Source organism: Rhizobium sp. FKL33 (genome assembly GCF_005222915.1).
Taxonomy (GTDB): domain Bacteria; phylum Pseudomonadota; class Alphaproteobacteria; order Rhizobiales; family Rhizobiaceae; genus Rhizobium_E.
Genome location: NZ_STFX01000018.1, coordinates 155424 through 177268, shown reverse-complemented (window position 1 = coordinate 177268; position 21845 = coordinate 155424). Strand labels below are relative to the sequence as shown.

21 protein-coding genes are annotated in these 21845 nt (G+C 63.1%); 9 read left to right on the top strand and 12 right to left on the bottom strand.

Going from position 1 to position 21845, the window contains the following annotated elements; all coding sequences use genetic code 11:
* Positions 1–2: 2 nt before the first annotated feature.
* From add to E8Q41_RS11375, 8 genes are read left to right on the top strand one after another with little or no spacing between them, the layout of a single operon-like run.
* Positions 3–992, top strand: coding sequence for an adenosine deaminase (gene add / locus E8Q41_RS11410; protein WP_137155662.1), 990 nt, complete (start codon positions 3–5; stop codon positions 990–992).
* Positions 992–1567 carry a hypothetical protein gene (locus E8Q41_RS11405; RefSeq protein WP_137155661.1) on the top strand — a complete coding sequence of 192 codons (576 nt, stop codon included), beginning with the start codon at positions 992–994 and terminating at the stop codon, positions 1565–1567. The genes add and E8Q41_RS11405 overlap by 1 nt, the downstream gene beginning before the upstream one ends.
* Entirely contained in the window at positions 1564–2547 is a 984-nt protein-coding gene (locus E8Q41_RS11400; RefSeq protein WP_137155660.1) for a BMP family protein, read from the top strand. Before E8Q41_RS11405 ends, E8Q41_RS11400 begins: the two co-directional genes overlap by 4 nt.
* A 12-nt stretch (positions 2548–2559) precedes the next feature.
* Positions 2560–4068 carry an ATP-binding cassette domain-containing protein gene (locus tag E8Q41_RS11395; RefSeq protein ID WP_137155659.1) on the top strand — a complete coding sequence of 503 codons (1509 nt, stop codon included), beginning with the start codon at positions 2560–2562 and terminating at the stop codon, positions 4066–4068.
* Positions 4065–5945, top strand: a complete 1881-nt coding sequence (locus tag E8Q41_RS11390; RefSeq protein ID WP_137155658.1) for an adenine deaminase C-terminal domain-containing protein — start codon at positions 4065–4067, stop codon at positions 5943–5945. The genes E8Q41_RS11395 and E8Q41_RS11390 overlap by 4 nt, the downstream gene beginning before the upstream one ends.
* Positions 5946–5947: 2 nt before the next feature.
* The gene (locus tag E8Q41_RS11385) at positions 5948–7195 is read left to right on the top strand and encodes an acyl-CoA dehydrogenase family protein (protein WP_170976450.1); all 1248 of its coding nucleotides are present in this window, start codon (positions 5948–5950) and stop codon (positions 7193–7195) included.
* Entirely contained in the window at positions 7192–8223 is a 1032-nt protein-coding gene (locus E8Q41_RS11380) for an ABC transporter permease (protein WP_137155656.1), read from the top strand. Before E8Q41_RS11385 ends, E8Q41_RS11380 begins: the two co-directional genes overlap by 4 nt.
* A 1-nt stretch (position 8224) precedes the next feature.
* Positions 8225–9127, top strand: coding sequence for an ABC transporter permease (locus E8Q41_RS11375; protein WP_137155655.1), 903 nt, complete (start codon positions 8225–8227; stop codon positions 9125–9127).
* A 197-nt stretch (positions 9128–9324) separates the two neighbouring features.
* On the opposite strand, the gene hpaI is transcribed toward E8Q41_RS11375, so the two are convergent.
* From hpaI to E8Q41_RS11345, 6 genes are all read right to left on the bottom strand, one after another.
* The gene (gene hpaI, locus E8Q41_RS11370; RefSeq protein ID WP_137155654.1) at positions 9325–10134 is read right to left on the bottom strand and encodes a 4-hydroxy-2-oxoheptanedioate aldolase; all 810 of its coding nucleotides are present in this window, start codon (positions 10132–10134) and stop codon (positions 9325–9327) included.
* Between the two features lie 9 nt (positions 10135–10143).
* Positions 10144–10947 (bottom strand): 2-oxo-hept-4-ene-1,7-dioate hydratase, encoded by an 804-nt coding sequence (gene hpaH / locus E8Q41_RS11365; RefSeq protein WP_137155653.1) that lies wholly within the window; start codon positions 10945–10947, stop codon positions 10144–10146.
* A 3-nt stretch (positions 10948–10950) separates the two neighbouring features.
* Positions 10951–11814 carry a fumarylacetoacetate hydrolase family protein gene (locus E8Q41_RS11360; RefSeq protein WP_137155652.1) on the bottom strand — a complete coding sequence of 288 codons (864 nt, stop codon included), beginning with the start codon at positions 11812–11814 and terminating at the stop codon, positions 10951–10953.
* Positions 11815–11919: 105 nt separating this feature from the next.
* Entirely contained in the window at positions 11920–12900 is a 981-nt protein-coding gene (gene hpaD, locus E8Q41_RS11355) for a 3,4-dihydroxyphenylacetate 2,3-dioxygenase (protein WP_137155651.1), read from the bottom strand.
* A 20-nt stretch (positions 12901–12920) separates the two neighbouring features.
* Positions 12921–14435 (bottom strand): 5-carboxymethyl-2-hydroxymuconate semialdehyde dehydrogenase, encoded by a 1515-nt coding sequence (gene hpaE, locus E8Q41_RS11350; RefSeq protein ID WP_137155650.1) that lies wholly within the window; start codon positions 14433–14435, stop codon positions 12921–12923.
* A gap of 68 nt (positions 14436–14503) precedes the next feature.
* On the bottom strand, positions 14504–14896 hold the full coding sequence (locus tag E8Q41_RS11345; protein ID WP_137155649.1) for a 5-carboxymethyl-2-hydroxymuconate Delta-isomerase: 393 nt from the start codon (positions 14894–14896) through the stop codon (positions 14504–14506).
* A 124-nt stretch (positions 14897–15020) separates the two neighbouring features.
* On the opposite strand from E8Q41_RS11345, the gene hpaR reads away from it, so the two are divergent.
* Positions 15021–15494: a homoprotocatechuate degradation operon regulator HpaR gene (hpaR, locus tag E8Q41_RS11340; RefSeq protein ID WP_246660162.1), complete on the top strand. Its 474-nt coding sequence runs from the start codon at positions 15021–15023 to the stop codon at positions 15492–15494.
* 6 nt (positions 15495–15500) lie between these two features.
* On the opposite strand, the gene E8Q41_RS11335 is transcribed toward hpaR, so the two are convergent.
* Genes E8Q41_RS11335 through E8Q41_RS11310 form a run of 6 tightly spaced genes read right to left on the bottom strand, consistent with a single transcriptional unit; the run spans position 15501 to position 21838 of the window.
* Complete coding sequence (locus tag E8Q41_RS11335) at positions 15501–16472, bottom strand: phosphotransferase (RefSeq protein ID WP_170976449.1); 972 nt, start codon at positions 16470–16472, stop codon at positions 15501–15503.
* Positions 16473–16474: 2 nt separating this feature from the next.
* Entirely contained in the window at positions 16475–17758 is a 1284-nt protein-coding gene (locus tag E8Q41_RS11330; RefSeq protein WP_137155647.1) for an aspartate aminotransferase family protein, read from the bottom strand.
* Position 17759: 1 nt separating this feature from the next.
* Complete coding sequence (locus E8Q41_RS11325; protein WP_137155646.1) at positions 17760–19118, bottom strand: aspartate aminotransferase family protein; 1359 nt, start codon at positions 19116–19118, stop codon at positions 17760–17762.
* Positions 19119–19125: 7 nt separating this feature from the next.
* Positions 19126–19803 (bottom strand): HAD-IA family hydrolase, encoded by a 678-nt coding sequence (locus tag E8Q41_RS11320; protein ID WP_137155645.1) that lies wholly within the window; start codon positions 19801–19803, stop codon positions 19126–19128.
* A complete protein-coding gene (locus E8Q41_RS11315) occupies positions 19800–21053 on the bottom strand; it encodes a Tm-1-like ATP-binding domain-containing protein (protein ID WP_137155644.1) in 1254 nt (417 codons plus the stop codon). The genes E8Q41_RS11320 and E8Q41_RS11315 overlap by 4 nt, the downstream gene beginning before the upstream one ends.
* On the bottom strand, positions 21050–21838 hold the full coding sequence (locus tag E8Q41_RS11310; RefSeq protein WP_137155643.1) for an IclR family transcriptional regulator: 789 nt from the start codon (positions 21836–21838) through the stop codon (positions 21050–21052). The genes E8Q41_RS11315 and E8Q41_RS11310 overlap by 4 nt, the downstream gene beginning before the upstream one ends.
* Positions 21839–21845: the final 7 nt, after the last annotated feature.

Below are 21845 nucleotides of genomic sequence, written 5' to 3'. Positions count from 1 at the left end.
GCATGACCTCCATCGACTTCCTCTCTCTGCCCAAGGCTGAGATCCACATTCATCTCGAAGGATGCTTCGGGACGGAAACGATCGTGGAATTGGCGCGGGAAAACGGCGTTGAGCTGCCGCGGCCCGAGGACCGCCTGCTCGATTTCACCGGCCTCGCCGATTTCCTGGAATTTCTCGACTTCATCTGCGGGCTTTCCCGGAGCCGCGACCAGCTCGCCAAATCCGCCTATGCCTTTGCCGGGCGAATGGCCGCTGCGGGCGTCGGCTATGCCGATCTGATCGTCAATCCGACCCATTGGTCAGGCTGGAAAGGCAATCTCGCGGGGCTGATCGACGGGCTTGACGCCGGTCTGTCTGCGGCTGAAGAGGATGGTCTGCCGAAGGTGGGCCTCTGCATCTCGCTGCTCCGGCAGCAGACGTCTTCCGAAGCGATCGAGGTGGTCGAGGAGCTGCTGCGGCTCAGGCATCCGCGCGTTGTCGCGCTTTCGGTCGACGGCAATGAAGCGGCGGCCGGACGCACAGGGCCAAAATTTGCCGAGGCGTTCCAGCTTGCCGGTCGCGGCGGGCTCAAGCGCACCGCCCATGCCGGGGAATCGAGCGGCGCCGAGGGCGTGCGGGATGCGATTTTTCTGCTCGGCGCCGATCGCATCGACCATGGCGTCCGCGCGATCGAGGACGAGGAGCTTGTCGGCATCCTCGCCGACCGCCAGATCGCGCTCGGCGTCTGCCCGACCTCGAATCTGACGCTCGGTCTCTACAAGGAACTCGGCGAACATCCGATCGACCGGCTGCGTCGCGCCGGCGTGCCGGTGTCGGTCAACACCGACGACCCTGCGCTGCTGCGGCTCGACCTGCCGAGCGAATATGCCCGCACGGCCGAAACCTTCGGCTGGGACCGGGAGACGGTGCGCAGCGTCGCCGCAACGTCCATCAAGGCCTCGTTTGCGCCGGATGAGCTGAAGTCGAAACTGCTCGGAGACCTCGCTGCATAGTGACCGGTCTCGTTTTCGCGCTCACGATCGCCGTCGCCGCCTCGGCTCCGGGCCAGGAGATCGATATCGCCGCCTGGGCGAAGGATTTGCCGAACCAGTTCGTTGTCCTCGGTTCGAAAGTAGAGCCAACCTATGTCGCCGCTGTTGAAATCCGCCGGGATGGCGACACCCTCTCGATTGTCGGCGGCGCTCCCGCCTGGATGGAGCGGTCGCGGGAGACGATAGAGGTCGATATGTCGGGCGACATGCGGCACCTGGTCTGCCCGCCCGGCATGACCTGCCAAGGCGCTCCGCGCCCGGCCGGGTTCTTGTCGACCGCCGCGCTTCTCTCGGCGTCTCGTCGAGGCGCGCTCTCCGGCTCGACCCGCGTCGAGACCTATGGCGGGCGTAACGTGATCTGCCTGCCCGCCGAAACGCTCGGCGTCGAAAAACCAATCCTCGATCCCTGCTTCGATCTCGCAAGCGGCGCGGCCATCGCGCAGAAGAACCGCTTCAGCGGCAGGTTCGACGGCCCCAGCCTAGACCCCGTCACACTCCGCGTCCTCCCAGACACCATAAAGGAAAACTCGCCATGAACATGCTTCGCCGCCTCGGCCTTGCGGCCGTCCTTCTCGCCTCCGCCGTCACCGGCGCCTATGCCGCGCCGCTCAAGGTCGCGCTTCTGGTGCCCGGTCACGCCAATGACGGCTCGTTCAATCAGGTCGCCCGGGAAGCGGCGGAGAAGCTCGCCAAGGACGGCGAGATCACCTTCGAACTCCGCGAGGAAATGGCCGATCCCTCGAAATCCGAGCCGGTGATCCGTCAATATGCGGCGTCGGGCTATGACTTGATCATCGGCCACGGCATCGAACTGTCGGAGCCGATCCTGAAGATCGCGCCTGACTTTCCGAAGGTGCATTTCGCGGCCTCCGGCGGCCCCGATCTTGCCGGTCGCCTGCTCGCCAATGTCGACGGCTGGACCTATGATTTCGGCCAGCAGGGCTATCTCGGCGGCTTAATCGCCGGCAAGCTCGGCGGCGTCTCCACCTTCGGCGTGGTCGGCGGCCCGGAACTCGCTTTCGTGAAGGCCTCCCATAACGGCTTCAAGACCGGTCTCAAGGAAGGAAAGCCGGACGCCAAGATTATCGAAGCCTATACCGGCTCCTTCGACGACGCGCAGAAAGCGGCCGAAGTCACCCGCGGCATGGTCGCCCAGGGCGCGAAGCTCGTCTGGACCTCCGGCGACGGCATCGGCAACGGAGTGGCGGCAGCCGCAGCCCAGGAAGGCGCGCTGACCATCGGGGTGACAGGCGAAGCCGGCGGGTTTGCCGCCAAGGTGAATATCGCCTCGGTCGTCCTCGACATGCATCCGACCTACAAGGCCTATGTCGACGACATCAAGGCCGGCAGCTTCGGCAAGAAATTCTTCGTATCCGGCATCGGCAACATGGGACTGGTGGTGACCAAGGTCAACGCTCTCGGCGAAAGCCTGCCAGCCGATCTCGACAGCCAGGTCGAGGCGCTGATCGCCGATCTCGCCTCGGGCAAGAAGACCCTGCCGAACTTCTTCGAATAAGGTCGATCACGCGTGCCGCAGGCCCTCATTTCGCTGTCGGGCGTCAACAAGAGCTTCGGAAAACTCCGGGCTCTTGAAGATGCATCCATTGCCCTGCAAGCCGGGGAAGTGACGGCGATCGTCGGCGAAAACGGTGCTGGCAAATCGACGCTCGCCAAGATCATCGCCGGGATACTGCCGATGGATGCAGGCGCTTTCAATCTCGATGGCGTGGCCGTGACCAACTGGTCCCGCCGTCGCGCCATCGAGGCCGGTATCGGCTTCGTGCCGCAGTCGCTCTCCTTCCTCAAAAGCCTGTCCATCACCGAAAACCATCTTCTGGCGAAGGCGGGCCTGCGGCTCGATCGCAAGACGACCAGGGCCGAGCTTGCGGAGGCGGCCCGGTTGATGGATATGTCGCCGGATTTCGACGAGCCGGTCGGACGTCTCAGTCTCGCCGAGCGTCAGATGGGCGAGATCATCGCGGCGCTTGCCGATGGGGCGCGCGTCTTGTTGCTCGATGAACCCACCTCGGCGCTTGGTCCCTTGGAAATCGACAGGCTCGTCGCCGCCATCCGCCGCCTCGCCGCCTCGGGGACCTCGATTGGTCTCGTGACCCATCGCATTACCGAAGTGTTGCGCGGCGCGGATCGGATCACCGTGCTCAGGGCGGGCAAAGTGGTGCTTGATGGTGACGTTGGCGGTTTGGCCGGCGAGGACATCGCCCGCCTGATGGTGGGGGATCGCGACCGTTCTGCAAAAGAAAAGACGACCAGCGGCAGCACGTGGACCCGGCTGCAGGTCTCGGACCTGTGCGTCGGGGAGGGGGACGCGGGCATGCTGGACGATGTGTCCTTTTCCGTGAAACAGGGAGAGATCCTCGCGATTGCCGGCGTGGCGGGGGCGAGCCAACCGGCGCTGGCCGAGGCCCTCTCCGGCCTGCGATCGATGCGCGGTTCGGTTTTGGTCGACGGCGTCGATGTGAGTGGCGATGCGGCGCGCGCCGCAGAGGCGGGTCTCGCCTTCATTCCGGAAAATCGCGCCGATGGCGTCGCGGGCGATCTGACCATCGCCGAAAACGCCAGCCTGTTCGCGATGGCTGGGAAAGCGTTCCAGCGCTTCGGTGCGAGACGAAGGGCTGCGGAGCGCGCGCGCGGCGTGGAGATCATCGAGGCCTTCGACGTCCGTCCGCCCAATCCCGAAGCGCGCGCAAGCGGCCTTTCTGGCGGCAACCAGCAGAAGCTGCTGGTCGGCCGCGAGCTGGCGCAAAAGCCCGGGGTCATCGTTGCGCATGGTCCGACGCAGGGCCTGGATCTCGCCGCGAGCGCGACAATTCGCGGTGCGCTGACGCAGGCGGCCGCGGATGGCGCCGCCGTCGTGGTGCTGTCGGCCGATCTCGATGAACTGCTTGAAATAGGACACCGCCTCGTCGTCCTGACGCATGGGCGGCTGGTTGCTAAATTCGATCTTTCCGGCCCGGTGGACATGACCGCCATCGGCCGGGCCATGGCGGGACTGCCCGCACAGGAGACGCCTGCATGACCGACAAGATCACCTATCCCGCCACAGGCGCCGCTTGGGCGCCCAGCGTTGAAGAACTGATGCGCATGCGTTTCGTCGCTGCCGGCCGACAAAAGCCGGACCGCATCATTCGCGGCGGCAAGGTGCTGGCTCTGCATATCGGCGAGATCCTGGAGCGCGACGTGGTGATCTCGGGGCGCCATATCGCGGCGGTGACGCCGGTCGGTTATTTCGATTGCGACGAGATCATCGACGCGACCGGCTATTTCGTCGCCCCGACCTTCATCGATGTGCATCTGCATATCGAATACACCAAGCTCGTTCCCGGCGAACTCGCCCGTCTCTCGGTGCCGCGCGGCACGACGACGGTGCTCGCCGACGCCAACTGCATCGCCAATGTGCTGGGCGAGGACGGGCTCGATTTCATGGGGACGACCACCACGCCGCTCCGCATCCTGCGCCAGGTGTCGCACAAGGTGCCGCAGGCCCCGGAACTTGAGCTCGGCGGCGCGCATCTGACCACCGAGCAGATCGCCTATCGCGTCCAGCGACCGGACGCCGCCACGCTCGGGGAATCCAATCCCTTCAATCTCGACGAATCCTCGGCGCGCAAGCAGGTCGCGGCGATCGCTGCCGGCAAGCGCATCACCGGTCACACCGCGCTTCTGGAAAACGAGCCGCTCTGGGCCTATCTCGCCGGCGGCATCTCCGACGATCACAATGCGCACAAGACCAAGGATGTGATCGAGAGGCTGCGGCTGGGTGCGATGCTGACGGTGATGGCCGGCAGCATGAACGACAACACGCCCGAAGTCTTCGCCGACATTCCTGCGCTCAAGGATGGTCTGCACCACATTTCCTTCTGCGCCGACGACAAGCTGGTGGAGGATCTCGACCGGCAGGGTCATATCGATCATCAAGTCCGCAAAGCGATCGAATGCGGCGTCGAGCCGTTGAAGGCCTGGCGCATGGCGACGCTGAACGCCGCCTCCTATTACCGGATCGACCACCTCGTCGGCTCCATCACGCCCAACAAGCTCGCCGATCTGCAACTCGTGGCCGACCTCGCCGAGGCGCGGCCAACCGTTGTGATGGTGGACGGCAAAGTGGTGGCGCGCGACGGCAAACCGCTGTTCGAGAACACCGATCCGGTGCCGCCTTTCACTCGCGACACCATCCATCTGCATCCGGATATCAACGCCGGTTTCTTCACGACAGAAGCTGCAGGCTCCAAAGCCTGGGTTCAGGCGATGGAAATGTATGACGGCTATTTCAAACGCGCCTTCCATGCCGAACTCGACGTGGTCGACGGCAGGCTTGTCTGCGACACCGAGCGCGATGTGCTGAAGGTCGCCATCGTCGATCGCCACCACGCCACCGATAATGTCGGCGTCGGCTTCGTCAAGGGTTTCGGCCTCAAACGCGGCGCCATCGCCGCCACGACCAATTGCGAGAACCAGAACCTCGTCATGGTCGGGGTGACCGATGAAGACCTCGCCTTCGCCGCTCATGCCATCAAGGCGATCGGCGGCGGCTATGTCGTGGTCGCCGACGGCAAGATTTTGAGCGCCGTGCCTTTGCCCGTGGCCGGCTGCATGAGCGACCAGCCATGGGAAACTGTGCGCGACCTTTCTCTGCTCTGCGATCAGGCGGCGCAGTCGATCGGCTGCACGATGCATGCGCCTTTCCTGATCATGTCCTTCATCGGTCTCGTCGGCGTGCCGGATCTCGGCCTCACCGAGCGCGGACTGGTGGAGACCAAGACGCAGAGCTTCACCGATCTCGTGCTCGGCCTGAAGGGCGGTCTCGTCTGTTGCCGCTGCCCGAGCCACGCCCATGACGTTCACAAGATGATGGATCCCGGCCGCTTCGAGGCCGTGGCGATTCCAGGAGAATGACCATGACCGCCAAACTTCCGCCCCTTCTCGGCGCCGCCTTTCCTCCCGCCGGGTTGTCATCCGAAGAGACCGAGGCGCTGTTGGCGCTCGTCCATGCCGCGGAGACCGAAATTGCCCCGCACGCCGTGGAAAATGACCGCATCGGCCGCTATCCGACCCTGTCCATCGCCGCACTGAAGCGCAGCGGCTTCCTAAAGAACGTGCTGCCGAAAGAGCTCGGCGGATTGGGACTGTCGCACCGCGCCTCGATGGAGGCGCAGTTGCGGCTCGCTCTCGCGGATTCCTCTGTCGCGCAGCTCTATAAAGTGCATGACGAGATCGTCAGGGAAATCCTGACCTATTGCCCGCCGGACTTGAAGCCGAGGCTTGCCCGCGCTCTCGTCGAGGACCAGGCGATCATCGGCCTCGCTGTGGCGGAGTCGGGCCGCAAGGTCGATGATCCCCTGACCACGACCGCCATACCCCGGGGAGATGGCGGCTTCACCGTTACGGGCAAGAAGATCTACACCACCGCCGCCGCCGAAGCCGATTACATCGCCACCTGGGCCTATAATCCAGAGGCCGCCGGCATTGCGGAGAACCCGCTGGCCGGCATGCAGCTCAATCTGATCCCGCCCACGACGCCGGGCGTCACCATCCATCGCGACTGGGATCCGATCGGCCAGCGGGCCACGGATTCCGGCACGATCACCTTCGACCAGGTGAAGTCCGATCCCGACTGGAACGCCACGATCCCCGGCCAGTTCTCGCCGCCGCACGCCTCGCTGCGCTATCAGGTCGGCTTCTGCGCGATCATGATCGGCTCTGCCATTGCTGCCTTGCGCGAGGCGGCGGGCTTCGTGCCGACGAAGAGCCGGCCCTGGCCTTCCGCCGGCGTCGACAACGCTGCTGACGATCCGCTGACACGGCTGAAAGCCGGCGATCTCGTCGCCGATCTCGTGGCGGCCTACACGTTGATGCAGAGCGCGGCGGATCTATTGGACGCCTATGAACGCGGCGATGTCGACCGCACGGAACTCGCCATTCCCGTCTATGCCGCCAAGGTGACGGCGCACAAGGCGTCGCTCGCCGCTGCCTCCGAGATCTATACGTTGATGGGCACGCGTTCGGTGGCGCGCAGCAATGGTTTCGATCGCCATTGGCGCAATATCCGGGTGTTGTCGTTGCATGATCCGGTTGCCTGGAAACAGGCCGAGATCGGCCGACATGTGCTGACGGGCTCGCAGCCGGAACCGGGGCTCTATCAGTGAAGGCGATCAAGGGCGCGTTCGGCTCGGAGCAGGTGTTGCGGATCTTGGGCGTCGTCGGGGCGCTGATGGCCTTGACGTCAGCCCTGGTGTTCGCGGCCGGCGCAGAACCCGTCACAGCGCTCAAAGCGCTGGTCTATGGAGCTTTCGGCGAAACCTATCTTCTGGCGGAGACGCTGGTGACGGCTATTCCGCTGGCGCTGGTGGGACTGAGCGTCGCGCCTGCGTTGCGCGCCGGGATCTTCACCATTGGCAGCCAGGGACAACTGGTCATGGGCGCAGCGCTGTCGACCGCGCTGCTGCAAGCCGCAGCCGGCGGGTCGCCCATCGTGCTCCTGGCGCTCGGCTGTCTCGGCGGCATAGCGGGCGGGGTGCTCTTCGCCCTGATCCCGGCTTTGCTGCGGCTGCGCTTTTCCGTCAACGAGATCCTGTCGACGCTGCTGCTGAATTACATCGCCGGTTTCGGTCTGCTCTGGATCCTGAAAGGACCGCTGGCCGCCGCAGCCCAGACCGCGACGCCGCGCAGCAATCCGTTGCCGGACGTGGCGCTCATTCCGACTTTGATCGACGGCACAAGGCTGCATTGGGGCCTCGTTCTCGTTCCGATCCTGGCTGTGGCGCTCTGGTGGTGGGGCCGGTCCCGCTCCGGTCTGGTCTATCGCCTTTTCTCCACCCATGCCAAACTGGCTGCGCGGCTGGGACTTTCCTCGTCGCGCGCGACGCTGACGGTCTTTATTGTCGCGGGCGGCGGCGCGGGCCTTGCAGGCTGGGCGCAGGTCGCAGGCGTCACACATACGCTCTATCCGAGCGTGGACGGCGGTCTGGGCTTTTCCGGCATCCTCGTGGCGATTCTCGGCGGGCTCAATCCTCTGGGTATTCTTGCGGCTGCCCTCGGCTTTGCCGCCTTGTCGACAGGCGCGCAGGGCATGCAGATGGGAACCTCGGTTCCCGCCACCATCGCGGTCGTAGTGGAGGGGCTGACTTTGTTGATCGTAGCGCTCGCTTTCCGGCGCAAAACGGGAGGCGTCTGAGATGGATTGGTCCGATCCGGTCTTCTGGGAAATCGTGCTCGGAGGCATGCTCAGGCTGGCGACGCCGTTGTTTATTGCGGCGCTTGGAGAGATGATCACCGAAAAAGCCGGCGCCATCAATCTCGGTATCGACGGCGTCATGACTGCCGGCGCCTTCGCCGCGCTGGTCTTCGCCTATTTCGCCGGATGGGGCGCAGGCCTCGCCGGAGCCTGCCTTGTCGGCGCCATCTATGGTCTTCTGTTGGCGGTGTCGGTGATCCGTTTCAACGCCGACCAGATCGTCATCGGCATCGCGATCTCGCTGATTGGGGCAGGGCTCACATCCTATGTGTTCCAGCTCTGGCAACCCTCGGGGCAAACAGCGATCTTCGTGCCGCTGGTGCCGATGATCACAATTCCCGGACTGGTGGATATCCCATTTATCGGTTCGATCCTGTTTCGGCAGAACGCGCTAACTTACGCGATGATCCTGGTGCTGATCGTCGCCATCTATCTCCTCAACCGAACCCGCCTCGGCCTGATCCTGACGGCGGTCGGAGAAGACCGCGCGGCGGCGGAAATGCGCGGCGTCAATGTCGATCGCGTCCGCTACATCGCCATCACGCTTGGCGGCGCCTTCATGGGGCTTGCGGGCGCGGCGATCACGCTTGCCGTTCTCGGCTCTTATAATGATGGGCTGACCAATGGCCGCGGCTATATCGCCTTGGCGATCGTGATCGTCGGCCGCTGGACGCCGCTCGGGGCGCTGATCGGCGCATTGATCTTCGCCTTTTTCGACAGTCTCGGACTACGGGCGCAAGGCGGTCTCGCGGGACTGCCGACCGAAGCTTTTTCGGCTCTGCCTTATGTCATGACGATCGTCGTGCTGATGCTGGCGAACCGGCCGATCATTCGGCGTGCGTAAGCGCGGGTGCTTGCTGGTCTCTCCGGTTTGTCTACGCTGGGAACCACGGAGAAACCAAGACTTCGAAGCATCGGCTCAAGGTCTCGGCAGCCCGCGAAAAGGGCGGATCGTAGGCTGCGGCGCTTACCGTGATCGAACTGCGTCATCTGTCTATTGTATGATTGCAGCGCTTCCGTTGTCGGGGTTCATTGGAGCATTCAGTAGACTTGTCCTGCTGCCGGACCCATTACGGATTGATTGTGCTCGCGAAAATCGCTCAACAATCTGCCGGTTGCGTTGACGAGCAAGCCGACATCGCTGCCGATCCCCACAAAGCTAGCGCCGAGTTCGACGTATCGCCGCGCCAGCGATTGATCGGCAGTAAGTATCCCGGCCGCCTTGCCGAGCGACTGGATCCGAACCAGAGCCTCGGTCACCGCAGTCTGCACCTCGTCGGCGCCGGGTTTGCCGAGAAATCCCATGTCGGCTGCGAGATCGGCGGGGCCGATGAAGACGCCGTCGACGCCCTCGGTCGCCGTGATCGCGTCGAGATTGACGAGGCCGGCGCGGCTTTCGATCTGCAGAAGGAGACAGATTTCGTCATTGGCGGTCTGCAGATAATCCGGAATGCGGTTGAAAGCCGAGGCGCGAGCGAGTGATGCGCCGACGCCGCGGACGCCGTGGGGCGGATAGCGCACGGCGCGAACCATGGCTTCGGCCTGCTCTTTCGTTTCCACCATCGGCACGAGGATCGTTTGCGCCCCGATGTCGAGGATCTGCTTGATGAGCCAGGTTTCGCCGATGGGCGGCCGCACGATCGCATGGGCTGGATGCGGAGCCATGGCCTGTAGCTGCGCCATTAGCGTCGGAATGTCGTTCGGCGCATGTTCGGCATCGAGTAGCACCCAGTCGAAGCCGGCGCTGGCGCAGATTTCTGCCGTGATCGGGCTCGTCAGCGCTGCCCAGAGACCGATCTGCGTTCGGCCTTGCGCGAGGGCGGCCTTGAAGCTGTTCTTTGGCGCGGGCATTGGCCTATCCTATCTGAAATGGCAGCTGATCGTGCCGTAGGGACCGAAATCTCCGACGATCGTGTCGCCGTGGCGCGCTTCGACAGGACGAATGAACGAGCCGGCGAGCACGATCTGACCCGCTTCGATGCCGTCTCCATACTGGGCCAGGCGATTGGCCAGCCAGGCGACGCCCCGCGCAGGATGATTGAGGACGCCCGCGCCAAGTCCGGTCTCCTCGACCTCGGCATTGCGCGAGACGATCGCGCCCATCCAGCGCATGTCCAGCGCGTCGGGCCGCATCTGCCGACCGCCGATGACGATGCCGGCATTGGCGGCGTTGTCTGAGATCGTGTCGACGATCGTCCGCGTCTTCCTGGTGTCCGGGTCTACCCGCAGGATGCGGGTGTCGAGGATCTCGAGCGCCGGAGTGACATAGTCGGTGGCGTTGAGCACGTCGAACAGGGTGACCCCGGGGCCCTTGAGCGCCGTTTTCATCACAAATGCGATTTCGGCCTCGATACGCGGCTGAATGAAACGGTCTTCCGGAATGCTCGCGCCATCTTCGAAAGCCATGTCGTCGAGAAGAACGCCGGAATCCGGTATGTCGATGTTCAGCGCATATTGCATCGCCTTGGACGTCAACCCGATCTTCCATCCGATGACGCGACGGCCCGCGGCGATCTTCTGGCGAACCCAGGCGCCCTGAACCGCATAGGCGTCGTCCATGGTCATCTCGGGATGTCTGAGCGACAGCAGGCCCGTTTGCCGGCGGGTTCTTTCCGCCTCGTCGAGCGCCCGAGCCGCCGAGAGAATTTCATCTTGCGTCAACATGAGTCAGACCTCGTCGGCGATGGTGTTGCGCAAAAGACCGATGCCATCGGCCTCGACTTCCACGATGTCGCCGGGCTTCAGCCAGATCGGCGGATCGAAACGGGCTCCAGCTCCCGTCGGCGTTCCCGTCACGATCACATCGCCGGGCGCGAGCGTCGTGAAGGTCGAGATATAGGAGATGATCTTTCGGAACGAGAAGATCATTCTGCTGGTGCGATCCTGCTGCCGCACCTCGCCGTTGACGCGCGTCGTGAGCTGGATGTCGGCCAACTGGCTTTCGTCCGTATAGGGAACCAACCAAGGGCCGATCGAACCGCTGCGATCGAAATTCTTGCCCTGCGTGACGTTGAATTTGGCGTGACGCACCCAGTCGCGGATCGTGCCTTCGTTACAGAGCGACAGCGCCGCAATATGGTCGAGCGCATCGGCATCAGCGATACGGCGGCCGCTCTTGCCGACGACAATGACGATTTCGCCCTCATAGTCGAGCTGCGGGCTTTCCGGCGGCCGGATCAGCGGTTGATCATGGCCGGTAAAGGAGCGAGGGAAGCGAATGAAGAGCGAGGGGTTGGGCGGCGCTGCCTGCCCGTCCTTGTACTCTTCATTGCGATCGGGAAAATTGACGCCGACGCAGATCAGTTTTTCGGGGCAGGGAACCGGGATCTCGAAACGAAACTCGCCATGGTCGAGATCTGGCGGCAATGTTGCGCCCTCTTCGGCCAGTCGAGCGAGTGCTCCCGCCTCGATGACCTCGCGCAGGGTCCGCCATTCTGGATGGCGCGACGAAAGCACGACCAGGCCGTCGTTCTTGAGAAGACCATAGCCATGGCCATCGGGGGTGGAGAAGCTGACCAATCTCGCTGTCATGTTCTATCCTCGCGCATTCGCACGGTTGCTGCGCTGTTTCACCATCCGGTTTGGACACGCGCCCGTGGAGACGGGCGCGCGTCTTTGTTTCGACGGACCAACAGCTTATGGCGCGATGATCGGCTGCGCGCTGAGTTGGGACGCCACGGGTTCGGCGCCGGCGAACAGGCTTCCTTCCTCGAACCAGGATCGCGGAGCGGGAGCGCCCCAGAGCGTCTGCCGTTGCGGATCCTTGAGGTCCCATCTGATCGGCTCGAGATCGGGATCGACCGTCTGGTAGTCCGAGCAATAGATCTCGATGCGATGGCCGTCGGGGTCGCGGACATAGAGGAAGAAGGCGTTCGATATGCCATGTCTGCCCGGGCCGCGTTCGATATTGGGGAGCCAGCCCGTCGTCGACATCAGGTCGAGCAGGTCGATGATGTTGAGCGGCGTCGGCACCCAGAAGGCGGTGTGGTGAAGGCGCGGGCCGCGACCATTGGTGAAGGCGATGTCGTGGACGCCGCCCTTGCGATGCGTCCAGGCGGCCCACAGCCGACCGGTTTCCTCATCCGACGTGTATTCCGTCACCCGAAAACCGATCTCGTTGTAGAAGGCGACGCTCTCGTCGACATTGGGGGAGAAGCAATTGAAATGATCGATGCGCAGCGGCTTCACGCCCTTGTAGAGCGCATATTTCTGGTGGATCGGCGGCAGACGGTCCATCTTCGAATAGAATTCGAGCGGCGTGCCATGCGGATCGCGGGTGCGGAAGGTGCGAGCCTGATAGGGCCGCTCGACCCATTCGACGCCGAGGCCCTTGCCGTCGAAGAATTTGGCGGCCTTGTCGAGTTCGTCTTCGTCATAGACCTTGAAGCCGAGGTCACGGGCTTCCGCCTTGTCGGACTTGCGCAGCACGATGCAGTGGTGGCCGCGCTCTTCCATGGCGCGGAGATAGATCGCATCGGATGTCTCGTCGGTTACCTGCAGGCCGAGCGTGTCGACATAGAATGCGCGTGATTTGGCGAGATCGGTGACGCCGAACTCGACATGGCTCAGGCGCACGATGTTGAAAGGCGGATAGAGATTGGGGGTCGGCAATGCCATGGGTTCCTCCTCGAGTAAGATCAGCCGCCAAGCTTCTGGATGGCATGGGCGGTGTTGGCGAAAGCGATGTTCTTGGTTTCCATGTAGAAATCGAACGACCAGTCGCCGCCGTCGCGGCCGATGCCCGAATTCTTGACGCCGCCGAACGGCGTCGGCAGATGGCGGACATTTTCCGAATTCACCCAGATCATCCCGGCTTCGAGCGCATCGGTGAAACGGAAGGCGCGTGTCACGTCGCTGGTCCAGAGATAGCCGGTCAGGCCGTAATCGACATCATTGGCGAGCGCGAGCGCCTCAGCTTCGTCCCTGAAAGGGATGGCGGTCAGCACCGGTCCGAAAATCTCCTCCTGAGCGATCCGCATCCGGTTGTTGGCGTTGGTGAAAAGGGTCGGCGACACATAGCAGCCGCCGCCGGGACCGTCGTATTTCTCGCCGCCGGCGGCGACAGTTGCGCCTTCGCCCTTGCCGATGCCGATATAGTCCAGCACCTTCTTTTCATGAACCGGATGGATCAGCGGTCCGATCACGGTCGCCGGATCGAGCGGGTGGCCCACCTTGATGCGCTTGGCCTTCTCCGCCACCATGGCGGTGAACTTCTCATAGACGCTTTCCTCCACCAGAAGCCGGGAGGAAGATGTGCAGCGTTCGCCGTTGAGCGAATAGATCATGAACACGGCGGCGTCGGCGGCGCGTTCGAGATCGGCGTCTGCGAACACCACGACCGGGTTCTTGCCGCCGAGTTCGAAGTGCACGCGCTTCAGCGTATCTGCGCCCTGTTTCATAATCATCGAGCCTGTGCGGCTTTCGCCGACGAAGCCGATCGCCTTGATGTCCCGATGCTCGGTCAGTGCACGGCCGGCATCTTCGCCGAAACCGTTGACGAGGTTCCAGACGCCCTTGGGCAGGCCTGCCTCTTCAGCAATCTCGACGAGCAGCCTCGCCGTCAGCGGCGAAAATTCGGCCGGCTTGTGAACTATGGTGCACCCCGCCGCCAGCGCCGGCGCGATTTTCCAGGTCGACAGCATGAAAGGCGTGTTCCAGGGCGTGATGATGCCGACCGGACCGATGGGGACGCGGGTCGTCATGTTGATCTGGCCTGGGCCGCGCAGGGCCTTGCCATCGCGCGCTTCCGGCGCACGATCCGCGAAGAAGCGAAAATTCTCTGCGCCGCGAAGGGCTGCTTTCGCCATGAATTTCAGGGACTGGCCGGTGTCCATACATTCGACGAAGGCGATCTCTTCGGCGCGGGCGACAATGGCGTCAGCGATCTTGTGGAGAAGCTTCTTGCGGGCCGAACCATCCATCTGGGCCCAGGCCGGGAAGGCGGCCTTGGCGGCTTTCGCCGCCTTGTCGATATCTGCGGCCTTGCCGCGCGCAACGCGGGCCAGCGGCTTCAGATCGACGGGCGAGATCGTTTCGAAAGTCTCGCCGTCGGCAGCGGCGACATCCTCTCCGTCAATGCGGTTGAGCACGGTCCCGCCGAATTTGGCGATATAGGCTTGCGCCTTGGCAATGTTGTCATCGAGTTCAGACATGTCGTCTCCATCGGTCAGTCGAGCGATCCGCGGCTGGGCCAGGGCTCGCATAAGGTCAGGTTGGGGAGTCAGCTGGCTTGGGCGCGAAGGCGTGGATGAATGGCGTTTTTCTTCCAGCTCAGCGACGGGTCGATTTCGCGGACTTCAAGGGTCAGCGCAAAATGCGGTGTGGCGAATTGGGGGCCTAAAAATTCCGTGACGGCGGCGAAAATCGCATCTCCGGTCCGCTTGCGATCGTCTTCGCTTCGGCCCTTGCCCACGCGAAACGACATGTCGATAAAGCTGTTCGCTTCCAGCAGATCGGCGATCGCATAGGCTTCGCAGCGGATGGCGCGCACCCTGACCGCCCCCAGTTCGAACAGGCCCGTCTCAAGGATTTTCTGGTGGACCAGCCGGCACAAAGCCGCAAAGTCCACCACGCCATCGAGGTTGCTGGAATATTCCATCGAAAAATGGGGCATGGATCCTCCCGATCCCGTCTTGTAATTAACATGTTAACAAAATGGATGGCAGTGTCAAGCGCGTCCTCGCGCATTGGATGGCGTTTCGATTGCAAAATGGCCGGAAATGAAGGTAGAACCCGGCATGACCGAAAGCCCGACCCCAAAGATGCTTCAAGACGCTTTCCTGCCGCGCAACACCCGCCGATCTCTTCCGATTGCTTTGCTGCGCGCCCGGGAAGCGGTTATGAGCCATTTTCGACCGATGCTCAGCACCCATGACATCACCGAGCAGCAATGGCGCGTCATCCGCATCCTGGCCGAACAGGAGACGGTCGACGCCTCGGAGATGGCCGACAAGGCCTTCATTCTCGCGCCGAGCCTGACGCGGATCATCCGCTCGCTCGAAGAACGCGGGATCATCGCCAAGCTGAAGGACGAGAACGATGGACGCCGGGTGCTCTTGAAGATTACGCCTGCAGGGATGGCGATCATCAATGAGGTCGCGCCCGAAAGCCGCATGATCTACGACCGCCTCGAAAAGCATTTCGGACGCGAAAAGCTCGATCTTCTGCTCGATTTGCTCGATGAAGTGTCGACCTTCAACGAGGAGTCGTAATCGCGATCATGATGCATCGGACAGCTTCCGCGCATCCGCGACGTAGCGCGCCAGTCGTTCCTCGGCGTCCGGCAGGTCCGGGCGATCGCCGATCCAGCCTATGTAAGTCAGGCTGCGCAACAGCAGAAACAGCGGCAACTGCCGGAGATCGGCGTCGGTGAGGGCTCTTTCACTGCGATAGCCTTCGATGAGAGACGCCTCGATCAAAGCATAGTCCGGTTCCTGGCGGTTGCGCAGAAGGGTCGTTGCGATGTCGAATAGCCGCCATCCGAAGCCGCAATCGTCGAAGTCGATGAACGCGACGCCGGACGGACCGACAAAAATGTTTTCGCGCACGAGGTCGGCATGAACCAACCCGAAGTCGAGACCGTCACCGATCTCTGCGAGCCGCTTGCGCAGGGCGCCGCGCAAATCGGTGAGGAACTGTCGGTCAGGGTCCGCTAGTCCCGCGGCATCCCAGAAGCGACCCCAGACGGGACATTCGCCCAGCAGGCCGTCGGAATCCCACGACAGACGGGAAAATGTTTCAGGCCACCGCCATCGGTCGGCAATCGCGTGCATCCGCGCCATCTCGGCGCCGACGGCGAAAAAGATCCGCTGGAGTTCATCGCGGTTGTGGGCGAGCGGACGTCCTGTTGCGCCCAACGGCGCGCCATCCATCCAATCGATGAGGTCCGCGAACTGACCGGCCTGATCGAGCGAGATCAGCAGCCGTCCGTCGGCGGCGGCGATAGGCTCCGGCGTCGCGAGGCCATGGCGACGCAGGTCTTCCATCCACTGCAATTCCGACAGAAGCGCGTCTTCGGCGTGGTATCCCGGCCGATGAAGCCGGAGCGCGGCCCTGGCGCCATTGGCGAGACGAACTTCGAACACCGCATTCTCGCGATGTTTCAGAAGCCGCGGCGCCTGTTCCGGCAGGCTCCAGGCGGCCATGGCCTCGACGGCGCGGGCATGGAGGTCTTCCAGCAAAGCACTCACGATCAGAGACCTGCCAGCACGTCGTCGAGCGTCTGCAACATCAGGTCCGCATCGTCACGGCTGAAGGGCATCGGCGGACGGATTTTGGTGGCGTTCTGGTGAATGCCCAGCTTGCCCATCAACACGCCGCGTTGGCGCATTTCGTTGATGACCGTCGTGGCGAGGTTGGTCGCGGGTTCCTTCGTCGATTGGTCCAGCACCAGTTCCGCGCCGAAGAACAGTCCGCTGCCGCGCACATTGCCGATGAGATCATGCTTGGCTGCCAGCCGCGCCAGCCCATCGCGCGCATACTGACCCACGACGCGGGCGTTTTCCATCAGCTTTTCGTCCGCCAGCACGTCGAGAACCGCTGACGCTGCGGCGCAGGAGACCGGGTTGCCTCCGAATGTGTTGAAATAGCGGAACGCCTTGCGGAATGCGTTCAGCGTATCGGCTCCCGCCACCACGCCGCCGATTGGGTGGCCGTTGCCCATCGGTTTGCCGAGCGTGACGACATCCGGAACGACGCCGGCTCTCTGATGACCCCACATATGGGTTCCGGTGCGGCCGAAGCCGGGCTGAACCTCGTCACAGATCAGCAATCCCCCGGCCTTCCGCACGATGTCGGCCACCTTTTTCAGGAAGCCGTCCGGCAATTCCGGGAAGCCCTCATTGGCGAAGAACGGGTCGATGATGAGCGCCGAGAATCCATGCGGAGAGGCCTGCAGGGACGCGATCGCGTCTTCGATCGCCTGCGCCCAGGCATTGGTGAAGGCTTCGCCGGGCGCGCCGCCCAGGGGACGATACCCATCCGGCGCCGGGACATGCCGGACATGGCCGCCATAGCCGCCGACCGGCGGCATGCGGGTTGAAAGCTGCGACACGGCGGCGGTGTTGCCATGATATGTGTGATCGGTGGCGATCACACCGGCTTTGCCTGTCACCGCATGCGCCATGCGCAGCGCGATGTCGTTCGCCTCCGATCCCGTGCAGGTCAGGATGGCGGTGTCCAGGCTTTTGTCGAAGGTCGCCGTCAGCCTGTCGACATAATCGAGAATGCCTTCATGCAGATACCGCGTATGTGTGTTGAGCGTCGATGCCTGCCGGCAAATGGCGTCGACCACATGCGGGTGACAATGGCCGACATGCGGGACATTGTTGTAGCAGTCGAGATAGCGCCTGCCATCGGCGTCCCAGACCCACACGCCCTCACCCTTCACCAGATGCACGGGGTCGAGATAGAATGTCGACATGTTTTTGCCGAGCAAACGCTCGCGGCGGGCGAGAAGCGTGGCGTTGCCGCTCATGTTACTTGCCCTCCGCTGCGGCAAGGCCGGCGTCCAGCGCCGAGACGATCCGCGACACGTCGCCCGCCGTGATGACGAGCGGCGGCGAGATGATCACGTTGTAGCCGGAGGTTCGGATCATCACGCCGTGCTGATAGGCTGTGTCGAAGACCTTCTGAACGACGTCCTTGGAGGCTCCCGCCTTCGTTTTTCGGTCGGAAACGAGCTCCAAAGCGCACATCAGGCCGCGGCCGCGGACATCGCCGACCAGTTCGTGTTTCTCCATCAGGGCCTGAAGGCCAGCCAAGAGTTCAGCCCCTCGAGCCGCGGCGTTGGCGGCGACATTCAGGCGGCTGGTTTCCTTCAACGTGGCGAGCGCCGCCGCCGCGCCGACCGGATGACCGGAATAGGTGTAGCCATGGCCGATCGAACCGATCGCGCCCTTCGAGTTTTCGAACGCGCTCGCGATTTTGTCGGCGATCATCACCGCGCCAAAGGGAAAATAGCCGTTGGTGATGGCTTTGGCGGTGCAGATGAAGTCCGGCTTGACGCCCCAGCCGCGCGAGCCGGTCCATGCTCCCGTCCGACCAAAGGCGGTGATCACCTCGTCGGCGATTAACAGAATGCCGTGACGATCGCAGATGCTGCGCATCAGCGGCATGAAGGTTTCGTGGGGGACGATGACGCCGCCGGAGCCCAGCACCGGCTCCATGATCAACGCCGCAATCGTATCGGCGCCCTGAAATGCAATCTCGTCTTCGAATTGACGGGCGATCGCCTGGGCAATCTCGGCGGGATCGGTGGTGTTGAACGGATTTCGGTAGGCATAGGGGGCAGCGAGATGGAAGACACCCGGCAAGAGGGGTTCATAGTTTCGGCGGAAATTGGCGTTGCCATTCACCGACGCGCCGCCGAAATGGGTGCCGTGATAACCCTTTTTCAGCGCCACAAATTTGGTCCGTTCCGGCTGGCCGGTAATCTTGTGGTATTGGCGGGCGAGACGAAGGGCCGTTTCCACCGAATCCGAGCCGCCTGATGTGAAGAAGGCGCGCGTCAGCCCGTCTTCCTCGAACCATTCCGCCAGTTCATAGGACAATTCGATCGCCTTGTCCGTGGATGTGCCGCGAAAGGCGGAATAATAGGGCAGGGCGTCGAGCTGATCGCGGATCGCCTGCTTCACCGGCTCGCAGGAATAGCCGAGATTGACATTCCAGAGGCCGCCGACGGCGTCCAGCAGCGTCTTGCCGTCGACATCGGTGACTTCGACGCCGCTCGCGGCCTGAACAATATGCGGCGGGTTGGCCTGCATGTCAGCGGGATGCGCCATCGGATGCCAGAGATGGCGGGCATTGTTCTCGGTCAGAAAATTGGTCTCGCGCATGATGTCCTCACTTGGTCGATTGTGTTTGCAGGCCGAGCATCTGAAGGGCGCGGCGATAACTCTCGGCAGGGTGGGTGACGTCGAAATGCACATGGGGCAAACCGATGGCGACCGCTCCCTCGATGTTCTTCAACTGATCGTCGACGAACACGCAGTCCTGCCTCTCCAGGCCGAGTTCGGCCAGTACGAGCTCGTAGGCCCGAGGGTCGGGCTTGAGGATCCGGGTGTAGGTCGCATCGACAATCACGTCGAAAAGCTCGATCAGGGGAAAGCGCTTGCGAAATTCCGCGCCGTAGAAGAGATCGAGTTCATTGGAGAGAATGGCGAGCTTCATTCCGGCAGCGCGGGCGGCCAGGATCGCCTCGCGCGCCTCCGGTCGCAACACCAGTTCCGGCTCCGCCCCACGCGCCCGCTGCACGAATGTCTGCATGTCGGTCCAGGTTTCGCCGACGAGCGCCCCCACCTCCGCGGTCCGCGTCGTCCAATAGTCTCGTTCGGTGATCTCGCGCGCCTGCATGCGCATCCACAACGGATCCGACGAAACGTCGAATGGACCACGCCAGGTCAGCGATCCCGGCGCGAGCCCGAGGGCGCGCTCGGTCACGTCATGGGTTTCGAAAAGCGTCCGGGTGACGACGCCTCCGAAATCCAGGATCAAAGCCTTTTTGCTGTCATTCGTCGTCATGGGCGTCCCTTTTCGACCAGTCCCTGCGACGCCCAGGCGTCCAGGATTTCCAGAGCCTTCGCGGCGAATTCCGCCGAGTTGATGTGAGCGTCGATTTCCTCGTACCGGGCATTGCTTGGGATGGCCCGCCGCATGGCGTCGATGAAGGCGTCCAGCGCTTCGGGATCGTGAAGCGGCTCGCCCTCCTGATCCCATTCCTGGACGCCCCCGAGCGGCAGGATGAACGCGACAGGCGATGCCGAGGCTCGGATTTTCTCTCCGATGACGCCGGCTATTTCTCGCCGGCCTTGGGGATCGGTCGTGATCGACGCGATCAGCCTGTTATGGGCATGGAACGGGCGTTCGGCGAAACGCTCCAGTCGGGGTCCCCAGGCTTGGAAATCCACCATGTCGATCGCGCCCGGCGCGATGATCTGTGGAATGCCGGCTCGACCGGCGTTTTCCATCCGGTCGGGGCCCGACGTTACGACGGTGCCATTGTGGTGGTTCGAGACTTCCTGAATGCAGAAGTCGAAGACGGCGGCAAACCCCTTTTGGGCCGCGATCGCCTCGAAGGCGCGCCCGCCCATGCCGGTGGCGTGAAAGACCGCCACGTCGTAGCCGCGTCGCTCGAGTTCGGGCTTCAGATGTTTCATATATTTGAGGCAGGATGAGCCGAGAGACGTCATGCCGATTAGCGGCCGATCGGCATTTGGCCGCGTCCCGTGACGCGCGGCGCCCACCACCGCGCCGCAGGCTTGAGAGAGCACCGAGCTGCAGATGCCATTCAGTCCGTAAAGACCCCCGGCCCACAGGATCATCATCAGATCCGGCGCGATCCGCTCCGGCGGCAGAAGATGCGAATAAGCGATGGTGGAGACGACGAATTTCGGGATTCCGAGCGGAAGGGAGGAGGCGACATCCAGCGCGAGATCGGTCCCCATCGAGCCGCCGAGCGCGATCATTCCCTCGATCCGGCCTTCGTCATACAGCGCTCTGACGAGACTGCACGCTCCCTTCGCCATGAGCGCCATCGAACTGTTTTCGTCGCCGCTGTCGATGATGTCCTGGATCGTGACGCCGGCGGCGGCGGCGACATCTCGCCTCGAAAAATCCGGCGTGTAGGGCGGATCCCCAAGCACGCTGACATCAATCAGCAGGGCCTGACCGCCGGCTTTGGCGATCGTTTCGGCCATGAAAATCAGTTCTTCGCTTTTGGTGTCGCCTGTGCCGATCACCGCTATTCGGGGTTTATGCTCCCTCTGGCTCATCCAGGTCCTCTCCCTCGTTGCGGCGTCCCCTGTTCCTTATGGTCGACGCCGAAAAATGCTTCTGAAATTCGCGAGGCCGCGGCGGCTGCGGACAATCCGTGCCTGCGGATCGTGGCTACGTCGGTGCGCACCAGGGGCGCGGCGACCGTAATGCAGCCGATCGGACGAGATCCCGGAGCGGCGATCGCGGCGGAGGCGCTGATGACGCCTGCCTCCATGCCCTGACGATTGACGGAATATCCGTCGATCCGCGTCTGCACGACTGCCTGGCGAAATGCAGCGCCGTCGGTGGTCGTGTGGTCGGTGAAGGCGGGCATCGGGCCAATTGCAGCTCTCTCGACATCCTTGTCGGGGCAGGCCGCGATGAAGGCGAGGCCGGACGCTGTGGCGTGAAACGGCAGCAGGGTTCCGACGGCGATGAAGACGCGATGGGCCTTGGTCGAATCCTCGACATGCACCGTGGAAAGCCGACCGCCTGAGAATTCCGACAAATGAACCGTCTCGCCGCTCTCTTCCATCAGTTGGCGGACGAAGGGGATCGCGGTCTTCAGGAATGGAAAGCGCGCTTCACGAATGCGACCGAGACGAACCGGCGCCGAGCCGAGGCGGTATTTGCGGCTCTCGGCGAGTTGCTCGACAAAGCCGTGCCTTTCCAACTCGACGAGGAAGCGGCGCGCCGTGGCCTTGTCCAGCCCGCAAGCGGCGGCAATCTCGGTGAGTCCGACATCTCTATCCATGAGCGACAGCGTATCCAGCAATGTCAGCGCTTTACTGATCGTTCCCATTTTTTCC

What these genes read in the sequence shown, in the direction of transcription:
- add (WP_137155662.1), top strand. Translation starts at nt 3, where the DNA reads ATGACCTCCATCGACTTCCTCTCTCTGCCCAAGGCTGAGATCCACATT.
- E8Q41_RS11400 (WP_137155660.1), top strand. Translation starts at nt 1,564, where the DNA reads ATGAACATGCTTCGCCGCCTCGGCCTTGCGGCCGTCCTTCTCGCCTCC.
- E8Q41_RS11390 (WP_137155658.1), top strand. Translation starts at nt 4,065, where the DNA reads ATGACCGACAAGATCACCTATCCCGCCACAGGCGCCGCTTGGGCGCCC.
- E8Q41_RS11385 (WP_170976450.1), top strand. Translation starts at nt 5,948, where the DNA reads ATGACCGCCAAACTTCCGCCCCTTCTCGGCGCCGCCTTTCCTCCCGCC.
- E8Q41_RS11375 (WP_137155655.1), top strand. Translation starts at nt 8,225, where the DNA reads ATGGATTGGTCCGATCCGGTCTTCTGGGAAATCGTGCTCGGAGGCATG.
- hpaI (WP_137155654.1), bottom strand. Translation starts at nt 10,134, where the DNA reads ATGCCCGCGCCAAAGAACAGCTTCAAGGCCGCCCTCGCGCAAGGCCGA.
- hpaH (WP_137155653.1), bottom strand. Translation starts at nt 10,947, where the DNA reads ATGTTGACGCAAGATGAAATTCTCTCGGCGGCTCGGGCGCTCGACGAG.
- E8Q41_RS11360 (WP_137155652.1), bottom strand. Translation starts at nt 11,814, where the DNA reads ATGACAGCGAGATTGGTCAGCTTCTCCACCCCCGATGGCCATGGCTAT.
- hpaD (WP_137155651.1), bottom strand. Translation starts at nt 12,900, where the DNA reads ATGGCATTGCCGACCCCCAATCTCTATCCGCCTTTCAACATCGTGCGC.
- hpaE (WP_137155650.1), bottom strand. Translation starts at nt 14,435, where the DNA reads ATGTCTGAACTCGATGACAACATTGCCAAGGCGCAAGCCTATATCGCC.
- E8Q41_RS11345 (WP_137155649.1), bottom strand. Translation starts at nt 14,896, where the DNA reads ATGCCCCATTTTTCGATGGAATATTCCAGCAACCTCGATGGCGTGGTG.
- hpaR (WP_246660162.1), top strand. Translation starts at nt 15,021, where the DNA reads ATGACCGAAAGCCCGACCCCAAAGATGCTTCAAGACGCTTTCCTGCCG.
- E8Q41_RS11330 (WP_137155647.1), bottom strand. Translation starts at nt 17,758, where the DNA reads ATGAGCGGCAACGCCACGCTTCTCGCCCGCCGCGAGCGTTTGCTCGGC.
- E8Q41_RS11325 (WP_137155646.1), bottom strand. Translation starts at nt 19,118, where the DNA reads ATGCGCGAGACCAATTTTCTGACCGAGAACAATGCCCGCCATCTCTGG.
- E8Q41_RS11320 (WP_137155645.1), bottom strand. Translation starts at nt 19,803, where the DNA reads ATGACGACGAATGACAGCAAAAAGGCTTTGATCCTGGATTTCGGAGGC.
- E8Q41_RS11315 (WP_137155644.1), bottom strand. Translation starts at nt 21,053, where the DNA reads ATGAGCCAGAGGGAGCATAAACCCCGAATAGCGGTGATCGGCACAGGC.
- E8Q41_RS11310 (WP_137155643.1), bottom strand. Translation starts at nt 21,838, where the DNA reads ATGGGAACGATCAGTAAAGCGCTGACATTGCTGGATACGCTGTCGCTC.